The organism is Phycicoccus jejuensis (assembly GCF_044797865.1).
Taxonomy (GTDB): Bacteria; Actinomycetota; Actinomycetes; order Actinomycetales; family Dermatophilaceae; genus Phycicoccus; species Phycicoccus jejuensis.
The window spans coordinates 1,489,285-1,513,824 of the sequence record NZ_CP085209.1; the positions used below are offsets into that span (position 1 = coordinate 1,489,285).

Annotated in this window: 23 protein-coding genes; 11 read left to right on the forward strand and 12 right to left on the reverse strand. The window is 74.4% G+C overall.

What is annotated here, in order from left to right:
• Nucleotides 1-14 precede the first annotated feature (14 nt).
• Nucleotides 15-1,088 carry a YbhN family protein gene (locus LG324_RS07040; protein WP_404352690.1) on the reverse strand — a complete coding sequence of 358 codons (1,074 nt, stop codon included), beginning with the start codon at nt 1,086-1,088 and terminating at the stop codon, nt 15-17.
• Complete coding sequence (locus LG324_RS07045; RefSeq protein WP_404352691.1) at nt 1,085-1,942, reverse strand: PIG-L deacetylase family protein; 858 nt, start codon at nt 1,940-1,942, stop codon at nt 1,085-1,087. Before LG324_RS07045 ends, LG324_RS07040 begins: the two co-directional genes overlap by 4 nt.
• An 8-nt stretch (nt 1,943-1,950) precedes the next feature.
• Here LG324_RS07045 and LG324_RS07050 point away from each other — a divergent pair, with 8 nt between their 5' ends.
• Entirely contained in the window at nt 1,951-3,096 is a 1,146-nt protein-coding gene (locus LG324_RS07050) for a glycosyltransferase family 4 protein (RefSeq protein WP_404352692.1), read from the forward strand.
• A 14-nt stretch (nt 3,097-3,110) separates the two neighbouring features.
• Entirely contained in the window at nt 3,111-3,761 is a 651-nt protein-coding gene (locus tag LG324_RS07055; protein ID WP_404352693.1) for an NUDIX hydrolase, read from the forward strand.
• On the opposite strand, the gene LG324_RS07060 is transcribed toward LG324_RS07055, so the two are convergent.
• Both LG324_RS07060 and LG324_RS07065 read right to left on the reverse strand, forming a co-directional pair.
• Complete coding sequence (locus tag LG324_RS07060) at nt 3,758-4,135, reverse strand: hypothetical protein (RefSeq protein WP_404352694.1); 378 nt, start codon at nt 4,133-4,135, stop codon at nt 3,758-3,760. The genes LG324_RS07055 and LG324_RS07060 overlap by 4 nt on opposite strands.
• 2 nt (nt 4,136-4,137) lie before the next feature.
• On the reverse strand, nt 4,138-5,496 hold the full coding sequence (locus LG324_RS07065) for a PspC domain-containing protein (RefSeq protein ID WP_404352695.1): 1,359 nt from the start codon (nt 5,494-5,496) through the stop codon (nt 4,138-4,140).
• A 115-nt stretch (nt 5,497-5,611) separates the two neighbouring features.
• Between LG324_RS07065 and LG324_RS07070 the strand changes: the two genes are divergently transcribed.
• From LG324_RS07070 to LG324_RS07080, 3 genes are read left to right on the forward strand one after another with little or no spacing between them, the layout of a single operon-like run.
• Entirely contained in the window at nt 5,612-6,877 is a 1,266-nt protein-coding gene (locus LG324_RS07070) for a PspC domain-containing protein (RefSeq protein ID WP_404352697.1), read from the forward strand.
• Nucleotides 6,874-7,587 carry a LuxR C-terminal-related transcriptional regulator gene (locus LG324_RS07075; RefSeq protein ID WP_404352698.1) on the forward strand — a complete coding sequence of 238 codons (714 nt, stop codon included), beginning with the start codon at nt 6,874-6,876 and terminating at the stop codon, nt 7,585-7,587. Before LG324_RS07070 ends, LG324_RS07075 begins: the two co-directional genes overlap by 4 nt.
• A 51-nt stretch (nt 7,588-7,638) precedes the next feature.
• Nucleotides 7,639-7,995 (forward strand): hypothetical protein, encoded by a 357-nt coding sequence (locus tag LG324_RS07080; RefSeq protein WP_030528784.1) that lies wholly within the window; start codon nt 7,639-7,641, stop codon nt 7,993-7,995.
• Between the two features lie 121 nt (nt 7,996-8,116).
• Here LG324_RS07080 and LG324_RS07085 read toward each other — a convergent pair whose 3' ends face one another.
• The 3 genes from LG324_RS07085 to LG324_RS07095 form a co-directional block, all read right to left on the reverse strand.
• Nucleotides 8,117-9,100, reverse strand: coding sequence for a quinone oxidoreductase family protein (locus LG324_RS07085; protein ID WP_404352699.1), 984 nt, complete (start codon nt 9,098-9,100; stop codon nt 8,117-8,119).
• Nucleotides 9,101-9,225: 125 nt separating this feature from the next.
• Nucleotides 9,226-9,798 (reverse strand): GNAT family N-acetyltransferase, encoded by a 573-nt coding sequence (locus LG324_RS07090; RefSeq protein WP_404352700.1) that lies wholly within the window; start codon nt 9,796-9,798, stop codon nt 9,226-9,228.
• Nucleotides 9,799-9,838: 40 nt separating this feature from the next.
• On the reverse strand, nt 9,839-10,672 hold the full coding sequence (locus LG324_RS07095; protein WP_404352701.1) for a uracil-DNA glycosylase: 834 nt from the start codon (nt 10,670-10,672) through the stop codon (nt 9,839-9,841).
• Nucleotides 10,673-10,748: 76 nt separating this feature from the next.
• Between LG324_RS07095 and LG324_RS07100 the strand changes: the two genes are divergently transcribed.
• On the forward strand, nt 10,749-11,690 hold the full coding sequence (locus LG324_RS07100; RefSeq protein WP_404352702.1) for an NAD(P)/FAD-dependent oxidoreductase: 942 nt from the start codon (nt 10,749-10,751) through the stop codon (nt 11,688-11,690).
• A gap of 22 nt (nt 11,691-11,712) precedes the next feature.
• Here the strand turns inward: LG324_RS07100 and LG324_RS07105 are convergent, their stop codons facing one another.
• From LG324_RS07105 to ligD, 3 genes are all read right to left on the reverse strand, one after another.
• Nucleotides 11,713-13,206 carry a peptide MFS transporter gene (locus LG324_RS07105; protein ID WP_404352704.1) on the reverse strand — a complete coding sequence of 498 codons (1,494 nt, stop codon included), beginning with the start codon at nt 13,204-13,206 and terminating at the stop codon, nt 11,713-11,715.
• Nucleotides 13,207-13,274: 68 nt separating this feature from the next.
• On the reverse strand, nt 13,275-13,718 hold the full coding sequence (arfB, locus tag LG324_RS07110) for an alternative ribosome rescue aminoacyl-tRNA hydrolase ArfB (RefSeq protein WP_372447510.1): 444 nt from the start codon (nt 13,716-13,718) through the stop codon (nt 13,275-13,277).
• Complete coding sequence (gene ligD / locus LG324_RS07115) at nt 13,718-14,707, reverse strand: non-homologous end-joining DNA ligase (RefSeq protein ID WP_404352706.1); 990 nt, start codon at nt 14,705-14,707, stop codon at nt 13,718-13,720. Before ligD ends, arfB begins: the two co-directional genes overlap by 1 nt.
• A gap of 114 nt (nt 14,708-14,821) precedes the next feature.
• On the opposite strand from ligD, the gene LG324_RS07120 reads away from it, so the two are divergent.
• The 3 genes from LG324_RS07120 (at nt 14,822) to pcrA (ending at nt 18,505) form a co-directional block, all read left to right on the forward strand.
• Nucleotides 14,822-15,163 carry a PadR family transcriptional regulator gene (locus LG324_RS07120; protein ID WP_030528776.1) on the forward strand — a complete coding sequence of 114 codons (342 nt, stop codon included), beginning with the start codon at nt 14,822-14,824 and terminating at the stop codon, nt 15,161-15,163.
• A gap of 10 nt (nt 15,164-15,173) precedes the next feature.
• A complete protein-coding gene (locus tag LG324_RS07125; protein ID WP_404352707.1) occupies nt 15,174-15,887 on the forward strand; it encodes a hypothetical protein in 714 nt (237 codons plus the stop codon).
• A 185-nt stretch (nt 15,888-16,072) separates the two neighbouring features.
• Entirely contained in the window at nt 16,073-18,505 is a 2,433-nt protein-coding gene (gene pcrA, locus LG324_RS07130) for a DNA helicase PcrA (protein ID WP_404352708.1), read from the forward strand.
• Nucleotides 18,506-18,580: 75 nt separating this feature from the next.
• On the opposite strand, the gene LG324_RS07135 is transcribed toward pcrA, so the two are convergent.
• Nucleotides 18,581-19,360 (reverse strand): M23 family metallopeptidase, encoded by a 780-nt coding sequence (locus LG324_RS07135; protein WP_207024633.1) that lies wholly within the window; start codon nt 19,358-19,360, stop codon nt 18,581-18,583.
• 563 nt (nt 19,361-19,923) lie between these two features.
• Nucleotides 19,924-20,853 (reverse strand): esterase/lipase family protein, encoded by a 930-nt coding sequence (locus LG324_RS07140; RefSeq protein WP_404352710.1) that lies wholly within the window; start codon nt 20,851-20,853, stop codon nt 19,924-19,926.
• 237 nt (nt 20,854-21,090) lie between these two features.
• Between LG324_RS07140 and LG324_RS07145 the strand changes: the two genes are divergently transcribed.
• Both LG324_RS07145 and sucC read left to right on the forward strand, forming a co-directional pair.
• Nucleotides 21,091-23,145 carry a M4 family metallopeptidase gene (locus tag LG324_RS07145; RefSeq protein ID WP_404352712.1) on the forward strand — a complete coding sequence of 685 codons (2,055 nt, stop codon included), beginning with the start codon at nt 21,091-21,093 and terminating at the stop codon, nt 23,143-23,145.
• A gap of 212 nt (nt 23,146-23,357) precedes the next feature.
• Nucleotides 23,358-24,536 carry an ADP-forming succinate--CoA ligase subunit beta gene (gene sucC / locus LG324_RS07150; RefSeq protein ID WP_404352713.1) on the forward strand — a complete coding sequence of 393 codons (1,179 nt, stop codon included), beginning with the start codon at nt 23,358-23,360 and terminating at the stop codon, nt 24,534-24,536.
• The last annotated feature ends 4 nt before the right edge of the window (nt 24,537-24,540 follow it).

A 24,540-nucleotide genomic window follows, 5' to 3' on the forward strand; every position in this document is an offset into this window, starting at 1 on the left:
AGCCCGAGAACCCCTCAGGCGGGCCGGGCGAAGACCGGCTCCTCGCCCTCGGCGGGGGGCTCGGACTTGGCGCTGAGCGACCACAGCAGCCACCCGAGCCCGCCGAGGGGCACCTCCATGAGGTGGGTGATGATCGAGAAGAGCACGACGCCGGCCGTGGCCTCGGCGTTGCCGGCGCCCCACCCGACGAGGACGATCGTCGTCGCGGCCTCGGTGACGCCCACCCCGCCCGGCGTGATGCCGACGGCCGTGAGCAGCCGGCCGATGGCGTACGCCGCGAAGAGCAGGTTGAGCGGGAGCATGACCCCCGTCTCGCGCATCACGAGGACGAACAGCACGTAGTACGCGCCGAAGAAGCCGACCATCCCGAGGGTCATCGACCACCAGCGCCAGCGGACGACGTCGATGATCCGGCCGCGCAGGTCGCTCACGAGGTCCGCGACGCTCATCGTCGAGTGCGGGCGGCGCCGGCGCACGAGCGGGCGCAGCGCGCGGTCGATGAGCGCCCCCGCCCGCTGGGCCACCCGCTCGCTCGCGAGCATCCCGGCGACGGCGCCGATGACGGCGAGCCCGGTCAGCGAGCCGGCGACGGCGAGGTCGGAGAGCGCCTGGGGGAGCGTGACGCCCCCGACGACGAGGACGAGGATCGCGACGACCGGCAGCGCGATCCGGGCGAGGACGTTCCAGACGCCCGTGACGATCGCCGAGGTCGACGTCGCGCGCCGCGAGAAGCCCCACGAGCGGCACATCGCGTACGTGGCGGCCAGCCCGACTGCGCCACCGCCGGGCAGCAGGTTCGAGACCGACGACCCGCAGAGGTTGATGATGAGCGCCTTGCCGTGCGTCAGCCCGCGCAGCGACCCGGTGAAGGTGAAGGTGTAGCAGTACAGGCCGAGCAGCATGAGCAGCTGGAAGCCGATGACGTGCAGCGGCGGCACGGTGCTGATGACGCCCCAGATGTCGCCCCACGAGGTCTTCGCGAAGAACGGCAGGCCCCAGACGAGGAGGACGACGGCGAGCGCGAGCCCGAGGCCGAACTGGAGCAGCTGCCGGCCGTGCCGCGGCGTCGCGACGGAGGGCGCGCTCACGGCAGCCCCTCGAAGACGTCGGTGGCCACGGGTCCCCCTGCCGGTCGTGACGGGTCGCGGAACCACTCGCGCCCGAAGACCAGATCGTAGAGGGGACGCGGGATGCGCAGGAACGCCGCGAGGGTGCGGTCGCCGGTCTGGCCGCCCGCGCCGACCTCGGCCGCGCCCCCGCCGGTGGCCTGCGACGCGTGCGCGCGCATCGAGGCCCGCTTGGCCGCGACGTACCGGCGGACGTCGACGCGGTGGGTGATGTCGCGCCGCGCCGAGAACGCGCGCTCGAAGCTCGTCGGGTCGAACTCGGCGGGGAAGGGGTAGACGCGGGTGAGCATCCGGATCGCGCGGACGATCGTGTCGCGCGGGACCGTGGCCTCGAGGACCCGCGGGGTGCCGGCGACGACCGCGGCGCGGGCGGCGACCTCGTGGACGCGCCGGTGGTCGCGGTGCCCGTAGCCGCCGTTGACGTCGTAGGAGAGCAGGACGTCGGCGCGCTCCGTGCGCAGCACGGCGGCCAGGCGCTCCGCGGCCTCCTCGAGCGGCGCCCGGCAGAACCGGGTGAGGCCGGGGGCGTCCGGCTCGGGCTCCGGGCCGGAGCCGCTGTCGGCGTAGCCGAGCCACTCGACCCGGGCCACGCCGAGCGCCGCGGCCGAGAGCTCCGCCTCGTGCAGGCGTCGGGTGCCGAGCCCGCCGTCGCGGCGCAGGTCGTCGGCGGCCAGGCCGGCGCCGCCGTCGGTGGCGAGCACGAGCACGACCCGGTGGCCCTCCGCGGCGGCCTTCGCCATCGTGCCGGCCGTCAGGAGAGCCTCGTCGTCGGGATGGGCGTGGAACGCCACGAGCGTGCGGGACATCGGGCCCATCCTCGCGCATGGCAGGGTGGACCCTCGTGAAGGTCGCCCTCCTGTCGGACTGCTACCCGCCGCGGCTCGGTGGCATCGAGCGGCAGGTGCACGACCTCGCGCACGCGCTGACCGCAGCCGGTCACGAGGTCGAGGTCTTCACGGCGACGACCGGCCAGGACGGCGAGCGCGGTGGCGTCATCACGGTCGAGGACGGCGTGGCGGTGCACCGGCTGGCCATCCCGCTGCCGAACGGCGTGCCCGTCAACCCTTTCGCGCCACCCGAGCTGCGCCGGCGCCTCCTCGCGGGTCGCTTCGACGTCGCGCACGCGCACCTCGGCGTGGTCAGCCCGTTCGCCACCGACGCGGTGCGGGTGGCGCTGGGAATCGGGATGCCGGTCGCCGCGACGGTGCACTGCGTCCTCGGCCGGTGGGTGCCGCTCTTCCGCGCCGCCGGCCACCTGCGCCGGTGGGCCGGGCGCGGCGTGGCGTTGACCGCGGTCTCGCGGATGGCCGCGGCGCAGGTGCGCGAGGCGGCCGGCGGCGCCCCGGTCGGGGTGCTCAACAACGGGATCGACGCCGCGTGGTGGGCCGCCCCGGCCGACACGAGCGAGGTCGCGAACCACACCGACGGCGTCCACGTCGTCACCGCGATGCGCCTCGTCAGCCGCAAGCGGCCCCTCGCCCTCCTCGGCGCCCTCCGCGAGGCCCGCCGGCGCCTCGACCCCGCGGTGCCGCTGCGCGCCACCGTCGCCGGCGAGGGACCGCAGCGCCGCGCGATGGAGGCCTACCTGCGCGCCCGCGACCTCGACTGGGTGTCGATGCCCGGACGCCTCGACCGCGAGGGGCTGCGGCGGCTGCACCACTCGGGCGACCTGTACGTGACGACGGCGCGGCTCGAGGCGTTCGGCATCGCCGCCCTCGAGGCGCGGGCCGCCGGCCTGCCCGTCGTCGCGCCGACCGGCACCGGGGTCGACGACGTCGTCGAGGACGGGGTCGACGGCCTCCTCGCGAGCACCGACACCGGCGTGGCAGAGGCCGTCGCACGCCTGGCCGGCGACGACGCTCTCCGGGGCCGGATGCGCGCGCACCTGCGGCAGCAGCCGCCCCGCCAGGACTGGCCCTCGACCGTCGCCGCGACGCTCGACGAGTACCGGCGGGCCGGCGCGTCGTGATCACCGTCCGGGGGGTGCGCGGAGGGCGCGAGGTCGTGTCGTTCGTGCTCGGGCACGGCGAGGACCCGGCGGCGGGCCTCGCGGCGCGCGGCTGGGAGCCGCTGGGGTCGTCCGTGGAGGGCGTCCTGCCGTCGATCGTCCTCACCTTCCGCGTCGAGGCCGTCACCTCGAGGGTGCCGGCGCCGCCCGGCGGTCCCGGTCTCTCCGAGGCGGACCGGGCGCGCGTGGAGCCGCGGCAACGGGTCGCGGCCTACGCGGTCGTGGTCGACGACGACCGGCTCCTGCTCACGCGGCTCGCGCCGCTCACCGGGGCGCAGGGCCGCTGGACCCTGCCGGGCGGTGGCCTCGACGATGGGGAGAGCCCGCGCGAGGCCGTCGTCCGCGAGGTGCACGAGGAGACCGGCCAGGACGTCGACGACGTGCGCTTCGTCGACGTCATGACCCAGCACTGGGTCGGGCGCTCCGAGCGCGGCGCCGAGGACTACCACGCGGTCCGGCTGCTGCACACCGCCCGCTGCACGCGGCCGACCCGCCCCGTCGTGCACGACGTGGGCGGGTCGACGTCTGAGGCGGCGTGGGTCCCGCTCGGGAGGCTCAGCGGCTACGACCTCGTGCCGACCGTCTCGTACGCGCTGCGGGCGACCGGGGTCGTGCCGCGGCGCTAGGCGCGGGGCTCGCGCTCGCGGCTCCCGCGCAGTCCGAGGAGGCCGACGAGGACGACGAGGATGCCGCCGGCGACCACGGTCCACGGCCCGAGGTCGGACCACGGGATGCTCACGTCGGCGACCTCGGACACGACCAGCGCGCCGGCGGTCACGAGCCCGAGGATGCCGAGCAGCAGGGCGAAGGGGGCCGGCCCACGACGCCAGCGGGGCTCGACCGGCCCGGGCACGGTCTCGAGGTGGGTGCGTCCCTCGTCCGCCCCGAGGGCGGGACCCTGCGTGGTCGTCGCGGTGGGCTCCTGCCCGGGGGTGGCGGTGGACCGGTCGTCGTCGAGCCCGAGCTCGGTGCGCAGGGGGCGGGTGGTGTCGTCGGTCATGGTCAGCTCTCCTCGATGATGGTCACGTCGCCGATGCCGACGTCGGTCGTCACGACGAGGTCGGGGCGGTCGGCGTCGCCGACCGAGACGGTGCGCGAGACGTCGGTGCCCGAGCGGGTCTCGAGCGTCTCCAGCCCGCCGTCGGTGCTCTCGCGGTCGTGGCGCAGCTCGCCGACGCCGACGCGGTTCTCGACCCGGACGTCCAGGCCGTCGGGCACGCGGACGGTCAGCTCGCCGACGCCCATCGACACCGAGACGGTCGCGGGGTCGGAGGTGGCGGGCAGCGCCGCGAGGCCGCCGAGGTCGAGCGTCGCGTCGCCGGCGCCGAGCGAGTAGGTCGCCGGGAGGGCGGTCGCCGTGGGGGTCCAGACGCGGTCGCCGACCCCGCCGCGGGCGGTGGAGTGCGTTGCGCCGAACGCGGCGACCGTCACGAGCCCGAGGACGATCACGAGGAACCCGCTGAAGCCGGATGCCCGGCCCGTGGCCCCGAGCCCGAGGACGACGGCGGAGACCGCGGCGAGGGCGAGGGCGAGGCCGAGGACGACCGGCTCGCCGGTGAAGCCGAGGGGCTCGGCGACGGCGGCGACGAGGCCGACGACCGCGATGACGAGGCCGAGCGAGACGAGGCCGACGAAGCCGCTGGGACGGCGCCGGCGGGGCGCCGGGGGAGGCGGCGGGCCGAGGGGCTGCGGCGGGGCCGGCGGCACCGGCATCCCACCGGAGGGGCCCTGGGGGCGGGGCGCCCAGCCCCCGCCGGGAGGCGGCGGCGGTGTGCCCCAGGCCGGCTGCTGCGTGGGCGGGTAGCGGTAGGCGGTGGCCGGGTCGCCGGTGGGCGGCGCCGGGGGCGGTGCGGACATCGTCGCTCCTGCGGGGGGAGGGGGCGGGGCCTGGCCGGCCCACGGGGTCGGGGTGGTGCGGCTGCGCGTCGCGACGAACCACACGACGAGGCCGACGGGGACGAGCAGCCAGAGCGAGCCGCCCCACGCGTTGCCGTCGCCGAGCACCGAGACGGCGCCGACGAGCAGGACGATCCCGGTGAGGACGAGCAGGACGATGGCCCACGCGTCGCTGCCGCGGATCGCGCGCTCGGCGAGGACCTCGCCCCGGGCGTCCGGCAGGAGGAGCCACAGCACGAGGTAGAGCGGGATCCCGATGCCGCCGGCGATGGTCAGCGCGATCGCCGCGGCCCGGATGAGGAGGGGGTCGACGTCGAAGCGCGCGGCGACGCCGGCGCACACGCCGCCGAACCAGCGGCGCTCGGTGTCGCGGCGGACGCTCGAGCGGCGCAGTCGGGCGAGCCCGTCGTCGATCGCGGACGGCGCGCCGGTCGGCGGCATCTGGGAGGTGGAGCTCTCGGTCATGGCACCACTGTGTCCGCGCGGGGCGGGGGGCGGCCATGAGGGTCGACCCTGAGCACCCCCTGACCGGACCCCGGCGGGCGGGTCGCAGGCGCCGGTCGTGCGTCAGGATGGAGTCGTGCCCACGCCCTACGAGCCCGCCGCGACCCGCGTGCGGACCCATGCCGGCCCCCTCCCGGGGGCGTCGCCGTCGCGCCCGCCGCTCGTCCGCGACCGCTCGGCGGGCTGGACGCCGGGCGTGTGCGACGCGGTTGCCCGCCACCTCGGCGTCTCGCGCCGGCTCGTGCGCGTCGCCGCGGTCGTCCTCGCCTTCTCCGGCGGGGCCGGCGTCGCGGCCTACCTCTTCCTCTGGGCCCTGACCCCCGAGGCCGACGGCCCGGCGGGCGCGGGTGGTGCAGTGCAGGCACGGGCCTGGTCCGAGCGCCGCCGCTGGGCCGTCCTCCTCGTCGCGGGCGTCGTCCTCGTCGTCGCCGGTGGCGCCCTGCTCGTGCCCGGGGTCGGGATGACCGCGCGCGGGTCGGTCCTGCTGCCGCTGTTCGTCATCGGCGTCGGGGCGGTCGTGGCGTGGTCGAACCTCGATGCCGCGCAGCGCTCGCGGTGGCTGACCGGCGGCCCCGACGGGATGGGCTGGGTCCGGGTGCTCCTGGGCTCGGGGCTCGCCCTCGTCGGTGTCCTCGTCCTCGTGACGCGCGGCAGCTCGGTCAGCGTCCTCTGGGACGCCGTGCTCGCGGCGCTCGCCGTCCTCGTCGGTGCGCTCATCCTCGCCGCGCCGTGGGCGCTGCGGCTGTGGGCGGACTTCCGCCGTGAGCAGGACGCCGCCGTCCGCGCGACCGAGCGGGCCGACATCGCGGCGCACCTGCACGACTCGGTGCTCCAGACCCTCGCGCTCATCCAGCGCCAGTCCGCCGACCCCGCCGCCGTCACCCGGCTCGCCCGCGCCCAGGAGCGCGAGCTGCGCAGCTGGCTCTACGACGGGCCGCAGGGGTCGCAGGCCTCGCTGGCCGCGCTCGTCACGGAGGTCGCGCACGAGGTCGAGGACCTGCACGGCGTCCCGGTCGACCTCGTCGTCACCGGGGACCGGCCGTTCGAGCAGCACGGGGTGGCGCTCTCGCGGGCGATGCGCGAGGCGCTGCTCAACGCCGTCCGGCACGGCGCGCCGCCGGTCACGGCCTACGTCGAGATCGGGCCGGCCGGGGTCGAGGCGTTCGTCCGCGACCGCGGTGCCGGCTTCGACCTCGACGCGGTGCCCGAGGACCGGCTCGGTGTGCGCCGCTCGGTCCTCGAGCGGATGGAACGGCACGGCGGGAGCGCGCGGGTGCGCCGGCGCGACGACGGGACCGAGGTGGAGCTTCGGCTGCCACCGATCGAAGGAGACGACACATGAGCAGCACCCAGACCCCTGCCCCGACGGCCCCCGTGCGCGTGGTGCTCGTCGACGACCACCGGATGTTCCGCACGGGCGTGCGCGCCGAGCTGACCGAGGCGATGGCGGGCGCGACCCCGGTGTGCGAGTTCGTCGGCGAGGCACCGGACGTCGACACCGCCATCGCCGTCATCCGGGCCGAGACGCCCGACGTCGTGCTGCTCGACGTGCACCTGCCCGGCGGGTCCGGCAACGGGGGCGGCGACGTCATCCGCGGGTGCGCCGGGGTCGAGACGGCCTCCGGGGCGCCGGTGCGCTTCCTCGCGCTGTCGGTGTCCGACGCGGCCGAGGACGTCATCGCGGTCATCCGCGCCGGCGCCCGCGGGTACGTGACGAAGACGATCGGGGCGCGCGACCTGCTCACCGCGGTCCGGCGGGTGGCCGACGGCGACGCGGTGTTCTCGCCGCGGCTCGCCGGGTTCGTCCTCGACGCGTTCGGGGCGGCGGCCGGCGAGATCGCCGAGGTCGACGAGGAGCTCGACCGGCTCTCGGCGCGCGAGCGCGAGGTGATGCGCCTCATCGCGCGCGGCTACCAGTACAAGGAGGTGGCCAAGGAGCTGTTCATCTCCGTCAAGACCGTCGAGACGCACGTGTCGTCGGTGCTGCGCAAGCTCCAGCTGTCCTCGCGCCACGAGCTGACCGCGTGGGCGATGGGGCGGCGCCTCGTCTGAGGCCCCCGGGCGTCGCCGGGTGGCGCGGGCGCAGGCCCTACGCTGGCGCCCATGGAGTTCGTCGAGCACGTCCTCGTCCTGCTGCACCTCCTCGGCATGGCCGCGATCATCGGCAGCGCCGTGTTCGTCGCCCGGGGGAAGGTCACGCCCGCGCTCGTCTGGGGTGCGCGCGCCCAGCTCGTGACCGGGCTGCTGCTCGTCGGGGTCGTCGAGGCCGGTGACGAGCCGGTCAACCACGCGAAGATCGGCGTCAAGCTGCTCGTCGCGGTCGCCGTCGCCGCGTGCGCCGAGATCGCCGCGGCCAAGGAGCGCAAGGGCCAGGGCTCGCGCCCGCAGCTGGTCCAGGTCGCCGGCTGGCTGGCCGTCCTCAACGCCGCCGTCGCGGTCCTCTGGACCAGCGCCTCCTGACCCCAGCCCGAGTCACACGCGTATCGGGTCATCCGATACCGGTGCGCTTCACCCCGGAACGGTTCTCGGGTGAGGCGCGGTCGTATCGGGTCACCCGATACGCGAGTGGTCTGGAGCGGGGTCAGAGGGTGAGGAGCAGCTTGCCCTGGGTGCGCCGGCCCTCGAGGTCGTCGTACGCCCGCGCCGCGTCGGCCAGCGCGTAGCGGCCGCCGACCGCCACCTCGAGCGAGCCGTCCGCGACGGCCGCGAGCACCTCGCCGGCCCGCCACTCGAGCTCGTCGCGGCTCGCGAGGTAGTGCCCGAGGCTGGGCCGCGTGACGAACACCGATCCGGCGCGGTTGAGCCGCTGCAGGTCGAAGGGCGGCACCTGCCCGCTCGCCGCGCCGAAGAGGGCGAGCATCCCGCGGGGGCGCAGCGAGGCGAGCGAGGCGTCGAAGGTGTCGCGCCCGACACCGTCGTAGGCGACGTCGACGCCCTGCGGCGCGACCTCGCGCACGGCGGCGGCGAGGTCCTCGACGGCGCGGTAGTCGATGACGTGCTGCGCCCCGAGCCGCTCGGCGGTCGCGCACTTCTCCGGCCCTCCGGCCGTCGCGACGACGACCCCGCCGCGGGCACGGACCATCTGCACGAGCAGCTGGCCGACGCCGCCGGCCGCTGCGTGGACGAGGGCCGTCGTGCCGTGGCCGACGGGGAACGTGCTCGTCGTCAGGTAGTGGGCGGTCATCCCCTGGAGCATGACCGCGGCGGCCGTCTCGAGGTCGACGCCATCGGGCACGGGGACGAGCGTCGAGGCGTCGCGCACCGCGTACCGGGCGGCGCTGCCGACCGACATCGCCCAGGCGACGCGGTCGCCCTCGACGAGGTCCTCGACCCCGTCGCCGACCGCGGCGACGGTGCCGGCGCCCTCGTTGCCGAGCACGTACGGCGTCTCCATCGGGTAGACGCCTTCGCGCTGGTAGACGTCGATGAAGTTGACGCCGACCGCCGCGACCTCGACGACGACCTCGCCCGGCCCGGGAGCAGGTGCGGTGCGGTCCTCGACGGCGAGGACGTCGGAGCCCCCGGCGCGCGTGACGACGAGGGCAGGTCCGTGGAGCTCGCTCATGCCGCCACCCTAGGACGGCCCGACCCTCCGGCAGCCCCTCCAGCGCGCGCCGCATCGCGCGCTACACCGCAGTACGTGTCATCACAGCAGCAGTTACTGCGGTGTAGCCCGCGGCGGCGGCGGGGTCAGGAGCCCAGGTCGATCCAGTAGCGGCGCATCAGGTGGCGGACGTCCTCGAGGACACCGCCGTTGGCCTCGATGACGCTCGCCGACGCGAGGTTGTCCTCGGAACAGGTGACAAGCACCTCGTCCATGCCGAGCTCACGACACAGCGGCAGCGACAGTCGCAGCGCCTCCGTGGCGATGCCCCGCCCGCGGGCCGACGGCCGGACGGAGTAGCCGATGTGCCCCCCGATCTCGATGAGGAACGGCGTGAGCCGGTGCCGGATCGCGAGCGACCCGAGGTGCTCGTCCGGCTGCTCGTCGTCCACGACCCAGAGGAACGTGCAGGGCACGTGCCCGGGCGTCCGCGGCGCGTCCTCGTCGACCTGGCCGCGCCGGTGCGCGACGAACCGCTCGAACCCGGCGGGCGTCTCGAGCTCGGCGCGCGTGAACTCCACCCCCGCGAAATCGCCATCCGGGGCCTCGACCCAGACCCCGTCGCCGTCGCGGGTGCCCTCGCCGGCCGCGTCGAACTCGTCCTGCGCGGCGAGGTAGGACCGGTGGAAGCGGACGTCCGGGGCGACGAGGGAGATCATCCCGGAACGCTAGCCACCGACGCCGAACGGCGCCAACGGGTTACGCGCGCAAGCCGGTCAGGACCTCGTCGAGCATGGCGGGGGTCAGCCGCTTCGTGAAGGTGTTGTGCGGGCTCACGTGGTAGCTTCCGACCAGGCGGATGCTCCGGCCGTCCGGGAGCCCGAGCGTCGCCTCGGCTGCGTGGCCGAACCTCGGCTTCGGCGCGGGCACTTCCCAGCCCACCGCGCGCGCACCGGCCAGCGCGGCGTCCCAGCCGATCGACCCGAGGCAGAGGATCGCCCGCAGGTGGGGCTCCGCGAGCCGCAGGTCGCGCTCCAGCCACGGCGAGCAGGTGGCGCGCTCGGCCCGGGTCGGCTTGTTGGCCGGGGGCGCGCACCGCACCGCGGCGACGATGCGCAGGTCGGTCAACGCCTGCCCGTCACCGGCGGCGACTGAGGTCGGCTTGGCGGCGAAACGGGTGCGGTGCAGGGCGGCCCACAGGAAGTCGCCGGAGGAGTCGCCGGTGAACATCCGGCCGGTGCGGTTGGTGCCGTTGGCCGCCGGGGCGAGGCCCACGAGGAGCACGCCGGCCCGCGGGTCGCCGAACGAGGGGCCTGGCCGGCCCCAGTAGGGCTGATCGGCGAAGGACGCGCGCCGCCCGGTGGTCGCCACGTCCTCGCGCCACCTCACGAGGCGGGGACAGGCCCGGCACACCGAGACCCGCGCCTGGAGCTCCGGCACGTCCGGCGCCGACGCCGCGAGCCGGCGCACGGCGGCTGCGGTCCGCGCCACGGGGGTGTCGCCGTCGGCCGGGTCACCGGGCCAGCCGGCACCGGGCGGCACGGGCGAGGGGAGGAGCGCGCCCGTCACCGGGTGCGGGTCGAGCGGCTCCATCCCGCGACTCTACGGCGGCCGCCCGGATCGTGGCGTCCTGCCGGCGAACGGCCGCGGGACGGGGGACGATGGGTGCGTGGCAGCCGTGACCGTGGTCGGTGGTGGCGTCGTGGGCCTGACGTCCTCCCTGCTGCTGGCGCGCGCCGGGCACGAGGTGCGGTGCGTGCGGGACGTCCCGTCGCCCGGCACCGTCTCGGCGGTCGCCGGCGGCCTGTGGTTCCCGTACCACGTCGAGCCGCGCGACCGGGTCGTCGGCTGGGGGCTGACGTCGCTGCGGCACTTCACGTCGCTCGCGGCGGACCCCGGCACCGGGGTGGCCCTGCGCGAGGGCCTGCTCGTCGAGCGTGGTGGCCCCGACCGGTGGTGGACCGAGGGGCTCACCGGATGGCGCGACGCGACGCCCGACGAGCTGCCCGAGGGCGCGCCCTCCGGCGTCGTCGCCCGGGTCCCGCTCGTCGCGATGGTCGTGTACCTCGACTGGCTCGAGCGCGCCTGCGTCGCCGCGGGGGTCGAGCTCGTCGACGGCCGCGTCGAGGACCTCGACGACCAACCGGGCGACGTCGTCGTCCTCGCGGCCGGTCTGCGTGCACCCGCCCTGCTCCCGGGCCTCGAGGTCTCGCCGTCGCGGGGCCAGGTGGCGCTGCTCGCCAACCCCGGGTTCGACCGCTGGCTCGTCGACGACGGCGCACCCGGCGGGATGACCTACGTGCTGCCGCACCGCGGCTGGGTGGTCTGCGGCGGGTCGGACGCCGCCGGCGACCGCGACGAGCCCGACCCGCAGGAGCACGAGCAGATCGTCGAGCGGTGCCGTCGCGCGGTCCCCGCGCTGCGCGACGCCGAGGTGCTCGGCGCGCGCGTGGGGCTGCGGCCGGTGGCGCCTGCCGTCGACCTGCGCGTCCACGACGTCGGCGGCCGTCCGGTCGTGACGAACGTCGGGCACGGCGGCGCCGGCGTCACCCTGTCGTGGGGCTGCGCCGAGGAGGTCACCGGCCTCGTGGGCGACCTCGTCCGGGGCTGACGCCGCACCGGGCAGGTGCGCCTCAGACGGTCGTGACCTCGGCGCTCGCCATCCGGGAGCGGACCCACGGCACGAGCGCGAGCATCGCGGCCGCGACGACGAGGGTGATCGCGGCGTTGACGAGGTAGTACGTCGAGTCGCCCAGCCCGCTCATCGCGGTGATGAGCTGCGCGGCCACGGCCTGGCCGGCGGCAGTGGCGAGGAACCACAGGGCCATCGCCTGCGAGGCGAAGGCGGTTGGCGCGAGGCGCGTCGTGGCGGACAGCCCGACGGGGGAGAGGAACAGCTCGGCCACGGTCTGGAGGACGAAGACGCCGCCGAGGACCCACACCGGCGAGGTGTTGCCCTGGTAGCTCGCGAAGGCCCACGCCATCGCGAGCGCCGAGACGCCGATGAGCGTGACGCCGATGGTGAACTTCATCGGGGTCGAGGGGAAGCGGCCGGCGCGCCGGACCCACAGGAGGCCGAAGAGCGGCGCCAGGGCGATGATCGCGAGCGGGTTGACGGACTGGAACCATTCCGGGTTGACCTGCACGCCACCGACGGAGGTGACGGTGCGCTCCTGCGCGAAGAGGGCCATCTTGCCCGCGGCCTGCTCGAAGATCATCCAGAAGACGACCGCGCCGACCCACAGCGGGATGTACGCCGCGAGGTGCGTGCGCTCCTGGTCGTCGACCTTGCGGCTGCGGAACATCACGACGAAGTAGGCCACCGGCGTCGCGATGGCGAGGACCGAGATGGCGTCGATGACGGCGAGGAGCACGCTGTCGCGCCACGTCGAGGCGAGGGCGACGAGCAGGGCGACGGCGACCACCGCGCCGAGCACGAGCAGCGGCAGCCGGCGGCGTTCGGTGGCGCCGAGCGGGTTGGGGACGTCGTCGCCCGCGCCGCGCAGGGTGCGCCGGCCGAGGACGAACCAGACGAGCGCGACACCCATCCCGACGGCCGCGGCCGAGAAGCCGGCGTGGTAGCCGAAGCGGTCGCGCAGGAAGGCGACGACGAGCGGCGAGAACAGCGCGCCGAGGTTGATCGACATGTAGAAGATCGAGAAGCCGGCGTCGCGGCGGGGGTCGTCGTCGGCGTAGAGGCGCCCGACGATCGCCGAGATGTTCGGCTTGAGCAGGCCCGTGCCGAGCGCGACGAGCACGATGCCCAGCCACGCGGTCGGGGTCGCGGGCACGGCGAGGCTCAGGTGGCCGGCCATGATGACGACGCCGCCGTAGAGCGTCGAGCGCCGGGCGCCGACGAGCCGGTCGGCCGCGTAGCCGCCGAGGACCGAGAGCAGGTAGACGGCCGAGCCGTAGATCGCGACGACCGAGGTGCCGGTCGCCTCGTCGATGCCGAGCCCGCCGTTGGCGGCGGTGTCGACGAGGAAGTACAGGAGGATCGCCCGCATGCCGTAGTAGCTGAAGCGCTCCCACAGCTCGACGAAGAACAGCGTCGAGAGGCCCGTCGGGTGCCCCAGGAAGCCGCGGTCGCTGCGGCTGCTCTCGGCGGATCGGGTGGTCACGGACATCGGGTGCCTTCCTCTGGACAAACCCGTCGACCGTAACCCGTGGCCGCCGGAGGACCGAATCGCGCAGGTCAGCCGTCGGGACGCAGCCGGCCGCGCGCGGACTTGGTGAGCGCCCGTCGGCGCTTGGCGTCGAGCCGCCGCTCGACGGACCCGCGGGTCGGTCGGGTCGCCCGGCGGGCCGGTGGTGGTGGGGCCAGCGCCTCGCGCAGCAGCTCGGCCATCCGCTCGCGGGCGGCCGCTCGGTTGCGCCGCTGCTGCCGGTGCTCGGAGGCCGTGACGACGAGCCGCCCGTCGACGAGGCGAGCCCCCAGGCCGCGCTCGAGCCGGCGGCGCTGGGCGTCGGTCAGACCGGTGACGACCGCGAGGTCGAGCTCGAGCTCGACGCGGCTGTCGGTGGTGTTGACGCCCTGTCCGCCGGGGCCGGACGCGCGGGAGAAGCGCTCGACGAGGTCGGCGCCCGGGACGGTGAGGCCCTGCGGCACACCGGGTCCCGGCGCGACGACGAGGTCCATCAGGGCTTCCCGGTGTCGTCCTCGGGCTCGGGCGGCGGCTCGGCCCCGGCGGCCTCGTCGCGCTCGGCCCACTCGAGGAGCGGCGAGATGTCGAAGGCGGCGTCGTCGATGCCGGCGTGGAGGTCGCCCAGCTCGGCGAAGCGGGCCGGCATCGTCGCGATGGTGAAGTCGTCGGGCTCGGCGTCGTCGACCTCGCTCCAGCGCAGCGGAGCCGACACCGTACCGATCTCGTTGCCGCGCACCGAGTACGCCGCGGCGATGGTGTGGTCGCGGGCGTTCTGGTTGTAGTCGACGAACACGGCGGCGGGGTCGCGGTCCTTGCGCCACCACGTCGTCGTCACCTCGTCGGGCAGGCGCCGCTCGACCTCGCGGGCGAAGGCGAGCGCGGCCCGGCGCACGTCGGTGAAGCCGTGATCCGGCGCGATGCGGACGTAGACGTGCAGACCGTGGCCGCCGCTGGTCTTCGGCCACCCGACGGCGCCGAGCTCGTCGAGGACCTCGTGGGCGACGTGGGCGGCCCGCCGGACCTTCGAGAACGGCGCGTCCGGCATCGGGTCGAGGTCGATGCGCCACTCGTCGGGCTGCTCCGTGTCGGCGCGGCGGCTGTTCCAGGGGTGGAACTCGACGGTGCTCATCTGGCACGCCCAGGCGACGTCGGCGAGCCGCGTGACGCACAGCTCGTCGGCGTGGAGGCCGTAGCGCGGGAAGTGCAGGCGCACGGTCTCGACCCATGGCGGGGCGCCGCGCGGCAGCCGCTTCTGGTGCACCTTGGCGCCCGCCACGCCGTCGGGGAAGCGGTGGAGCATGCACGGCCGCTCGCGCAGCGCCCGGACGATGCCGTCGCCGACCGACAGGTAGTACTGCACGAGGTCCAGCTTGGTCTCGCCGCGCGCCGGGAAGTAGACCCGCTCGGGGCTGGAGACGCGCACGTCGAAGCCGTCGACGTCGAGGACGACGGGCTCCCCGAACTCACCCTTGCGCGAGGCCATGGGCCCACGCTAGGGCCTGGCACCGACGGGTGGTCCGGAGCGCGCGACCGCGCGTCGGGCAGTCGCATCACCGACTAGTTGACACCGCTACCTAGGGCCCCGATGCTGGGCGGTATGGGGGAGGTGGTGCGGCCGGACCGCGAGAGCCAGTGGCTCAAGGGGGTCCTCGACCTCGCGGTGCTCGCCGTGCTCGCCCGTGAGGGGTCGGCGTACGGGTACTCGCTGCTGCGTTCGCTCGCCGACGCCGGGCTGCCCGGCCTGCGCGGCGGCACGGTGTACCCGCTGCTCGGCCGGCTCGAGGACGACGGCCTCGTGCAGAGCGAGTGGACGGTGGCAGACGGGGCCCCGGCGCGCCGCTACTTCGCGCTGACCCCGGCGGGACGACAGGTCCTCGCCGAGGGCCGTGACGGGTGGTCGTCCTTCGCCGACCGGATGACGAGAGCGCTCGAGGTCTGACGTGGAGGGGATGCGACCGGTCGACGGGATGCGTGTCGACGTGCTCGAGTACTGCCGGGTGCTCGCGAGCCAGCTGCGGCTGGCCGGCCTGCCGGAGTCGAGGGTGCGCGTCGTCGTCCAGGACGTGCTGGCCCACGTCGAGGCCACCGGGGAGGACCCGGTCGAGGCGTTCGGCCAGCCCACCGACTACGCCGCGCAGTGGGCCCGCCCGCCCGGGGTCCTCCGGGTGCTCGGGCTGATGGTCGCCACCGCGGTGGCCTTCCCCGGGTTCTGGCTGGTCCTCACGGCGTTCACCTCGCCCGTCCCGTGGGGCGGCGCGGTCCGGGTCACCCCGTTCCTCGTGTCGGCGGTGGCCGGCGCGGCGGTCGTGGGCGGGGTCTACCCGTGGACGGTCGGGTTGTGGCTCGAGCGGCGGGCGGGCCGCCGGGTGGGGAGGGGCCGGTCCCCGCTCGACGCCGTGGTCGCCGTGCTCACCTGGGCCGTGCTGATCGTGCTCACGCTCGTCGTCGTGCAGCGGGTCCTGGGACCCGACGGCGACGGCCGGACCCTCTTCTCGGTCCCGCGCCGGGTGCTGCTCGCGGTGGGTCACGGCGGGATGGCGCTCTCGTTCGTGCTGCCATCGCCGGGGGTTCAGACGATGCCGCGCTCGCCGGCCGACCACCGGTCGTGGTGGGCCCGCGTGCGCTCCCTCCTCGCGGGAACGGGCAACCGCCGGCGGTTCTGACCGGACCGGGCTGTTCCACCCTGGGGAAATTTGCTTGGACAAACCCTAGACGGCGTGCTCGCGTCGGCTCTACCGTTGGGTCAAGACCCCCGGGTCGCCCCGATCGGAACCCCTGCACCGGTCGAGCGCTCCGGGGGTCCGCCATGTCCGGGCCGTCGGCGCCGCGACGTAGGGTGGACCCCGAGATGAGCACCCTCTTCGACGGCCTCGACTTCGGCCAGACTCACCCTGCCGACCCCGCGACCCACGCGAGCGCCCAGGCGGCTCTCGTCAACGCCGCCGGGGTGCCGACGTGGGCCGAGGCGGCCGCCGAGGGCCGGGGTCCCGACGGCGGTCCGGGCCGCCGCCTCGACGCCGCGGCCCTGCTCGAGGGGCTCAACCCGCAGCAGCGCGAGGCCGTGCTCCACGAGGGTCCGCCGCTGCTCATCGTCGCCGGCGCGGGTTCGGGCAAGACCCGGGTGCTGACCCACCGCATCGCGCACCTGCTCGCCGACCGCGGCGTGCAGCCGGGCCAGGTCCTCGCCATCACCTTCACGAACAAGGCTGCCGCCGAGATGCGCGAGCGGGTCGCCGACCTCGTCGGCCCGCGCGCCAAGGCGATGTGGGTCATGACCTTCCACAGCGCGTGCGTCCGCATCCTGCGCCGTGAGGCCGACAAGGTCGGGATGCGCTCGCAGTTCTCCATCTACGACGCCGCCGACAGTCAGCGGCTCATGGCGATGGTCCTGCGCGACATGGACCTCGACCCCAAGCGCTACAACCCGCGGGCCTTCGGGCACCAGGTGTCCAACCTCAAGAACGAGCTCGTCGACGAGGAGACCTTCGCGAGCCGGGTCGCGCAGGAGGGCACGCACCAGGAGCAGGTCCTCGCCGAGGCCTACACCGAGTACCAGCGGCGGCTGCGGCAGGCCAACGCGATGGACTTCGACGACCTCATCATGACGACGGTCCACATGTTCCAGGCCTTCCCCGACGTCGCCGAGCACTACCGGCGCCGCTTCCGGCACGTCATGGTCGACGAGTACCAGGACACCAACCACGCGCAGTACCAGCTAGTCAAGGAGCTCGTCGGCTCCGAGGCGACGCGCACCGAGCACGGCGTCGAGCCGAGCGAGCTCGTCGTCGTCGGAGACGCCGACCAGTCGATCTACGCCTTCCGCGGCGCGACGATCCGCAACATCGAGGAGTTCGAGGAGGACTACCCGCAGGCGCGGACCATCCTCCTCCAGCAGAACTACCGCTCGACCCAGACCATCCTGCGGGCGGCCAACGCCGTCATCGCGCGCAACGAGGGCCGGCGGCCGAAGAACCTCTGGACCGACAGCGGCGACGGCGCCCGGATCATCGGGTACGTCGCCGACAACGAGCACGACGAGGCCTCGTTCGTCGCGCGCACCATCGACCGGCTGACCGACGCGCACGAGGCCCGCCCCGGCGACGTCGCCGTCTTCTACCGCACCAACGCGCAGAGCCGTGCGCTCGAGGAGGTGTTCGTGCGGGTCGGGCTGCCCTACAAGGTGGTCGGCGGCACCCGGTTCTACGAGCGCCGCGAGGTCAAGGACGCGCTGGCCTACCTGCGGGTGCTGTCCAACCCCACCGACACCGTCAACCTCCGGCGGGTCATCAACGTCCCCAAGCGCGGCATCGGCGACCGCGCCGAGGCCTGCGTCGCCGCGCTCGCCGAGCGCGAGCGCATCCCGTTCGTCGCGGCCCTCGGGCGGCCCGAGGACGCGCCGGGCATCGCGACGCGGTCGGTCGCCGCCATCCGCGGCTTCACCCAGATCCTCGAGGACCTCGGGCGCGTGCGCGACGACGAGGAGACCGGGGTCGCCGACCTGCTCGAGGCGATCCTCGACCGCACGGGGTACCTCACCGAGCTGCGCGACAGTCGCGACCCGCAGGACGAGACGCGCGTCGAGAACCTCGCCGAGCTCGTCGCCGTCGCCCGCGAGTTCGACGACGCGCGCCGCGAGACCGGCGAGGTCATCAGCCTCGAGGACTTCCTCGAGCGGGTCTCGCTCGTCGCTGACGCCGACGAGATCCCCGACAGCGCCGAGGCCGAGGAGCAGGGCGTCGTCACCCTCATGACGCTGCACACGGCCAAGGGGCTCGAGTTCCCCGTCGTGTTCCTCACCGGCATGGAGGACGGCACCTTCCCGCACCTGCGCAGCCTCGGCGACGCCAAGGAGCTCGAGGAGGAGCGCCGCCTCGCGTACGTCGGCATCACCCGTGCCCGCGAGCGGCTGCACCTCTCGCGCGCCGCGGTCCGATCCGCGTGGGGCTCACCGCAGTACAACCCGCCTTCGCGCTTCCTCGACGAGATCCCGGCCGAGCTGCTCGAGTGGGAGCGCGAGCTCTCCGGGGCGGCGGCGGTCGGTCGTCGCGACCAGCGGCCGGCCGTCGCGACCCTCGCGGCCCGGCCCGGGGTGCGCTCGCCCGGCAACCGGCCGGTCATCCAGCTCGCGCCCGGCGACAAGGTCACCCACGACACCTACGGGCTCGGCTCGGTCGTGCGCACGCTCGGCGAGGGCGACAAGACGCAGGCCGAGGTCGACTTCGGCGGCGAGCTCGGCGTCAAGCGGTTCGTCCTGCGCTTCGCCCCGCTCGAGAAGCTCTAGCCGGGGACGCCGCGACCCCGGCGGGATGCGCCGGGGTCGTCGATCGTCGAGGGTGCCGCCGTGGCGGCACCGAGGTCACCAGAGGCCGTGGTCCTTGAGCCAGGGCACCGGGTCGAGCGGGGTGTCGCTCGCGGTCGTCCGCTGGAACTCGAGGTGCAGGTGCGAGCCGAAGGAGTGGCCGGTGTTGCCGACGAGGCCCACGCGGTCACCGGGCATGACCTCCTGGCCCTCGGTGACGTCGATGCGGCTCATGTGGCCGTACCAGGAGATGCTGCCGTCCCAGTACTTGATCTCGACCTTGTAGCCGAAGCTGTCGTGCCAGCCGGCGCCGATGACCGTGCCCTTGGACATCGCCGAGAGGGGGGTGCCGGTCGGCGCGCCGAGGTCGATGCCGTCGTGGTTCTTGCCCCAGCGCCAGCCGTAGCCGGAGGTGATGTTCCAGACGCCGATCGGGCGGACCCACTTCTTGGCCTGCTTCTCGGCCTCGGCCTTGGCCTTGGCGACCTGCGCGGCGCGGCGCTCGGCGGCGCGGGCGGCCCGCACCTTGGCCTCCGTCCGGCCCTGGAGGGCTGCGGACTGGATGCTCGCGTCCTGGCGGCGGTTGGCCAGCTCGGCGCCCGTCTCGACGTCGGCGGCCTGCTGGGTGCGGACCATCGCGCTCTGCGAGCTGGTCAGCTCGAACGGCTGGGCGGTGGCCGACTCGGCCATGCTCGCGCCGGTCGCGGTGACGACGAGGCCGGCCGCGGCGACGGTCGGGAGGACGAACCCCGGGCTGAGGGCGCGGGGGGTGCGGGCGCGGCGCTGGACGCGGTGGCGTCCGGCGTAGTGGCGCCCGGTGTACGACCGGGAACTCACGACGGGGGGGGACCTCGGGGGTGTCGACGGCAGGGGCCTGGCGGGGCCGGTACACCGTACCGTGACCATTCCGTGACACAAAGGCGGGGGTGTGGACGACCGCTCCGGCCGGCTGACATCGATGTCGGTGCCCAGCCCGCTGACCTGCGAAAACGGTGCCGCGCGTGACGCCGGGCACGCCTGTGAGCCGTCTCAGGAGCCGGGCATCACGTGCTGCGGGCCCGGTTCGGACAGCGACAACCCCGCACGTGCGGGCTTTCCGCGCTCCGAGGGCGGTCCGGACAGCGATGACCCCGCACGTGCGGGCTTTTCGTGCCCCGAGGGCGGTCCGGACAGCAACAACCGCGCACGTGCGGGCTTGTCGTGCCCGCGGCCCGGTTCGGACCGCGACAACCCCGCACGTGCGGGCTTTCCGCGCTCTGGTCCCGGTGCGGACAGCGACAACCCCGCACGTGCGGGCTTTCCGCGCTCTGGTCCCGGTGCGGACAGCGACAACCCCGCACGTGCGGGCTTTCCGCGCTCCGCGGCCCGGTTCGGACCGCGACAACCCCGCACGTGCGGGGTCAGCCGCGGCGGGAGAGGGGGACGACGCCGCGGCGCACCGTGCTGCCGTCGGCGTCGAGCTGGGTCAGCGCGGTCGAGATGCCGTGGACGACCTCGCCGAGCATCGGCAGGGTGAGGTGCCCGGCGCCGTGCAGCCGGACCGACCGGGTCGCGAGGTCGGGATGCCGAAGCGCCGCCGAGCGCTGCGGCACGATGACGGCGTCGGTGTCGGACCAGTACACGAGGAAGCGGGTGCGGCAGCCGCGCACGGGCCGCGCGAGCTCGCGCATCAGCCCGCTGCCGGGACGCATCTGGCGCAGCAGCCGGGTCGGCAGGGCGTAGGCGGCCCACGTCCCCTCGTGCGGGGTCCCGAGGGTGACGAGCGTGTGCACCCGCGCGTCGCCCCCGAGCCGCGTCACGTAGTAGCGGGCGATGAGCCCGCCGAGGCTGTGCCCGATGACGTGGATGCGCTCGAACCCCGTCTGCTCGCAGACCGACTCCACCTCGTCGGCCAGGCGCAGGGCCGCGGTGCGGACGTCCGTCGCGACCGTCGAGTAGTTCATCGCGAAGACGTTCGAGAAGCCCCGGCGGGTCAGGCCGCGGCGCAGCACCGTGAAGACCGAGCGGTTGCTGACGATGCCGTGCACGAGCAGGATCGGGGTCCCCGCGGCCTCGACGTCGGCCACGAGCATCCCGCGCTGCACCGGGGGGAGGTGCTCGACGCGGTAGGCGGGACCGGCACCGGAGCGGCCGGAGCCCACCAGCCCGAGCGGCCAGGTCGTCAGGTGCGCCCCGAGCCAGACCGCCTCCACCGCGGCGCCGGCCAGCACGGCCGGGTCACCGAGGGCCCGCACCCCGCCGGCGAGCGCACGGCACGGCGAGTCGCCCCTCGGGGCGGAGGGCGCGGCGTCCGGGGTGGGGGCGCCGCGCAGCCGCTGGAGGCTCGTCATCGCGGCCTCACTGTAGGCGCGGCACTAGCACGGGGGAAACCGGCCGTCGACCGGTGGGCGAGCGGGACTCACAGGCGGCCCACGGGATAGGTCAAGGTCCCCCCGCAGACCGGTAAAGAGTTCCGGCGGGACGGTCAATCTTTCGCAAGATGCCTTGTCCTGCACGGCATCCGAGTTGGATGTTTCCACCCGTGCCCGAACACGGGTGCACCCCCCTCCCCAAGGAGATCTCCGACCGTGAGACGACTCACCACCGGCCTGGCCCTCGGCGCCGCCCTCGCGACGATCGTCGCCGGCACCACCTCCGCCAGCGCCGTCGGCGCCCCCTCCGCCGGCACCCCGGCCTCCTCCCCCTCCGCGGTCGCCGCGGGCTCCGACCACGCCGCCCTCGGGCTGGCCGCGGCCGAGAAGCTCGTCCCCCGGTCCGTCATCACCGACAAGGACGGGACGACGCACACCCGCTACGACCGCACCTGGAACGGCCTGCGCGTCGTCGGCGGCGACCTCGTCGTCGAGAAGAGCGCCAAGGGCGCCCTCGAGGAGGTCCGCTACAACGCCGGCCGCAAGTCCGTCGCCGCCCCCTCGACGACCCCGAAGCTCGCCAAGACCGCCGCGGTCGCGACGGGCGCCGAGCGCTCGAAGGCCTCCGGCGAGAAGAGCCAGGGCGAGCTCGTGGTCTGGGCGGGCTCGGGCAGCCCCCGCCTGGCGTACGACGTCGTCACCACGGGGGTCAAGGCCGACCAGACCCCGAGCCGCCTGCACACGATCGTCGACGCGAGCACCGGCGCGGTCGTCTCGAGCTGGGACGAGATCGTCAACGGCACCGGCAACTCGATGTACTCGGGCACGGTGACGCTCAACACGACGCAGAGCGGCTCCGCGTGGCTGCTCAAGGACAGCCACGGCAACTACACGACCGACCTCAACGGCTCGACGAGCTCGACCGCGGCCGGCACTCAGTTCACCGACGCCGACAACGTCTGGGGCGACGGCACGGCCTCCAACCGCCAGACCGCGGCCGTCGACGCCGAGTACGGCGCCGAGAAGACCTACGACTACTACACCAACGTCCTCGGCCGGGCCGGCATCTGGAACGACGGCCGGGGCGCCCGCAGCCGCGTCCACTACGGCAACGCCTACGTCAACGCGTTCTGGGACGGCACCCAGATGACCTACGGCGACGGGAAGAGCAACACCCACCCGCTGACGAGCATCGACGTCGCCGCGCACGAGATGAGCCACGGTGTCACCGAGAACACCGCGGGCCTGGCCTACACGGGCGACGCGGGCGGCCTCAACGAGGCGACCTCGGACATCTTCGGCACCGCCGTCGAGTTCTACGCGAACTCCTCGGCCGACCCGGGCGACTACCTCATCGGCGAGAAGATCAACATCAACGGCAACGGCACCCCGCTGCGCTACATGGACAAGCCGAGCAAGGACGGTGCCAGCCAGGACTGCTGGACCACCGGCACGAAGAACCTCGACCCGCACTACTCCTCGGGCCCGCTCAACCACTGGTTCTTCCTCGCCTCCGAGGGCAGCGGCGCGAAGACGGTCAACGGCGTCTCGTACAACAGCCCGACCTGCAACGGCTCGACCGTCACCGGCGCGGGCCGCTCGAACATCGAGAAGGTCTGGTACCGCACCCTCGCGACCAAGCTGACCTCGACGAGCAACTACGCCGCGGCCCGCGAGGGCGCCATCGCCTCCGCCAAGGAGCTCTTCCCGAGCAACGCCGCGGTCTGCACCGCGGTCGAGAGCGCCTTCTCGGCCATCTCGGTCCCGGCCGGCGCGCAGAGCTGCGGTGGCACGACCACCCCGCCGCCCACCAGCGGCAACCTGCTCCAGAACGCGGGCTTCGAGTCCGGCGCCACGGTGTGGACCGGCACGGCCGGCCCGATCACGAACAACACCGGCCGCCCGGCGCGCACCGGCAGCTGGAAGCTGTGGCTCGGCGGCAACGGCACCACCGGCACCGAGACCGAGCAGCAGACGGTGACCATCCCCTCGACCGCGACGGCTGCGACCCTCTCGTTCTGGGTCCGCATCGACACGGCCGAGACCACGTCGACCGCCTACGACACGATGAAGGCCCAGGTCGTGGTCGGCGGCACGACGACGACGCTCGCGACGTACTCCAACGCGAACAAGAACAGCTCGTACGTGCAGAAGTCCTTCAACCTGCTGCCCTACAAGGGCAAGGCCGTGACGGTGAAGTTCACCGCCACCGAGGACTCCTCGCTGCAGACCTCGTTCGTCGTCGACGACACCGCGGTGTCCGTGGGCTGACGCCCTCGACGCCCTCCCAGGGGCGGTCCGGCCACCGGCCGGGCCGCCCCTGCGGCGTCCTCCGGCCCGCCGGGACGGGCGCCGGTCGCCGCGTCGACGGCCCGGTCGGCGTGAGATTCCCCCCATCGGACGCCTCGGGTTCGGCCCTGCGACGTGGCGCGGATACGCTGCCCTGCGGACCACTTTCGCCGACAGTGAGGACGGATCGCCTCGTGGACCTCTTCGAGTACCAGGCCCGTGACATGTTCGAGAAGCACGGTGTCCCCGTGCTCGCCGGGGCCGTCGCCACCACGCCCGAGGAGGCGAGGGAGGCGGCCGAGCGCATCGGCACCGCGAGCGGCGGCGTCACCGTCGTCAAGGCCCAGGTGAAGACCGGCGGGCGCGGCAAGGCCGGCGGCGTCAAGGTCGCCAAGAGCGCCGACGAGGCGCAGGAGCACGCGAGCGCCATCCTCGGGATGGACATCAAGGGCCACACCGTGCACCGCGTGATGATCGCGCAGGGCGCCCGGATCGCCGAGGAGTACTACTTCTCCATCCTGCTCGACCGCGCGAACCGCACCTACCTCGCGATGTGCAGCAAGGAGGGCGGGATGGAGATCGAGCAGCTCGCCGTCGAGCGCCCCGAGGCCCTCGCGCGGATCGCCGTCGACCCCAACACCGGCATCGACGACGCCAAGGCCCGCGAGATCGTCGAGGCCGCGGGCTTCGAGGGCGAGGTCGCCGCGAAGATCGAGCCGGTCCTCAAGACCCTCTGGACGGTCTACCGCGAGGAGGACGCCACCCTCGTCGAGGTCAACCCGCTCGTGAGGACCGAGGACGGCGACATCGTCGCCCTCGACGGCAAGGTCTCGCTCGACGCCAACGCCGACTTCCGCCACCCCGACCACGAGGCCCTCGAGGACTCCGCCGCCGCCGACCCGCTCGAGGCCGCGGCCAAGGAGAAGGGCCTCAACTACGTCAAGCTCGACGGCTCGGTCGGCATCATCGGCAACGGCGCCGGGCTCGTCATGAGCACCCTCGACGTCGTCGCCTACGCCGGCGAGGAGTTCGGCGGCCAGAAGCCGGCCAACTTCCTCGACATCGGCGGCGGCGCCTCGGCCGAGGTGATGGCCAACGGGCTGCACATCATCCTCGGCGACGAGCAGGTGAAGTCGGTGTTCGTCAACGTCTTCGGCGGCATCACCTCGTGCGACGCGGTCGCCAACGGCATCGTCGGGGCGCTCGACGCCCTCGGTGACGAGGCCACCAAGCCGCTCGTCGTCCGGCTCGACGGCAACAACGTCGAGGAGGGCCGCCGCATCCTCGCCGAGCGCAACCACCCGCTCGTCCTCATCGAGGAGACGATGGACGGCGCCGCGCGCAAGGCCGCCGAGCTGGCCTCCCAGAACTGACCCG

Coding starts and splice junctions, on each gene's coding strand:
- LG324_RS07060 (WP_404352694.1), bottom strand. CDS start 4,135: ATGACCGACGACACCACCCGCCCCCTGCGCACCGAGCTCGGGCTCGAC.
- LG324_RS07125 (WP_404352707.1), top strand. CDS start 15,174: ATGCGACCGGTCGACGGGATGCGTGTCGACGTGCTCGAGTACTGCCGG.
- pcrA (WP_404352708.1), top strand. CDS start 16,073: ATGAGCACCCTCTTCGACGGCCTCGACTTCGGCCAGACTCACCCTGCC.
- LG324_RS07045 (WP_404352691.1), bottom strand. CDS start 1,942: ATGGGCCCGATGTCCCGCACGCTCGTGGCGTTCCACGCCCATCCCGAC.
- LG324_RS07095 (WP_404352701.1), bottom strand. CDS start 10,672: ATGGAGCCGCTCGACCCGCACCCGGTGACGGGCGCGCTCCTCCCCTCG.
- LG324_RS07080 (WP_030528784.1), top strand. CDS start 7,639: ATGGAGTTCGTCGAGCACGTCCTCGTCCTGCTGCACCTCCTCGGCATG.
- LG324_RS07105 (WP_404352704.1), bottom strand. CDS start 13,206: ATGTCCGTGACCACCCGATCCGCCGAGAGCAGCCGCAGCGACCGCGGC.
- LG324_RS07085 (WP_404352699.1), bottom strand. CDS start 9,100: ATGAGCGAGCTCCACGGACCTGCCCTCGTCGTCACGCGCGCCGGGGGC.
- ligD (WP_404352706.1), bottom strand. CDS start 14,707: ATGGCCTCGCGCAAGGGTGAGTTCGGGGAGCCCGTCGTCCTCGACGTC.
- LG324_RS07075 (WP_404352698.1), top strand. CDS start 6,874: ATGAGCAGCACCCAGACCCCTGCCCCGACGGCCCCCGTGCGCGTGGTG.
- LG324_RS07140 (WP_404352710.1), bottom strand. CDS start 20,853: ATGACGAGCCTCCAGCGGCTGCGCGGCGCCCCCACCCCGGACGCCGCG.
- LG324_RS07090 (WP_404352700.1), bottom strand. CDS start 9,798: ATGATCTCCCTCGTCGCCCCGGACGTCCGCTTCCACCGGTCCTACCTC.
- LG324_RS07065 (WP_404352695.1), bottom strand. CDS start 5,496: ATGACCGAGAGCTCCACCTCCCAGATGCCGCCGACCGGCGCGCCGTCC.
- arfB (WP_372447510.1), bottom strand. CDS start 13,718: ATGGACCTCGTCGTCGCGCCGGGACCCGGTGTGCCGCAGGGCCTCACC.
- LG324_RS07120 (WP_030528776.1), top strand. CDS start 14,822: ATGGGGGAGGTGGTGCGGCCGGACCGCGAGAGCCAGTGGCTCAAGGGG.
- LG324_RS07050 (WP_404352692.1), top strand. CDS start 1,951: ATGGCAGGGTGGACCCTCGTGAAGGTCGCCCTCCTGTCGGACTGCTAC.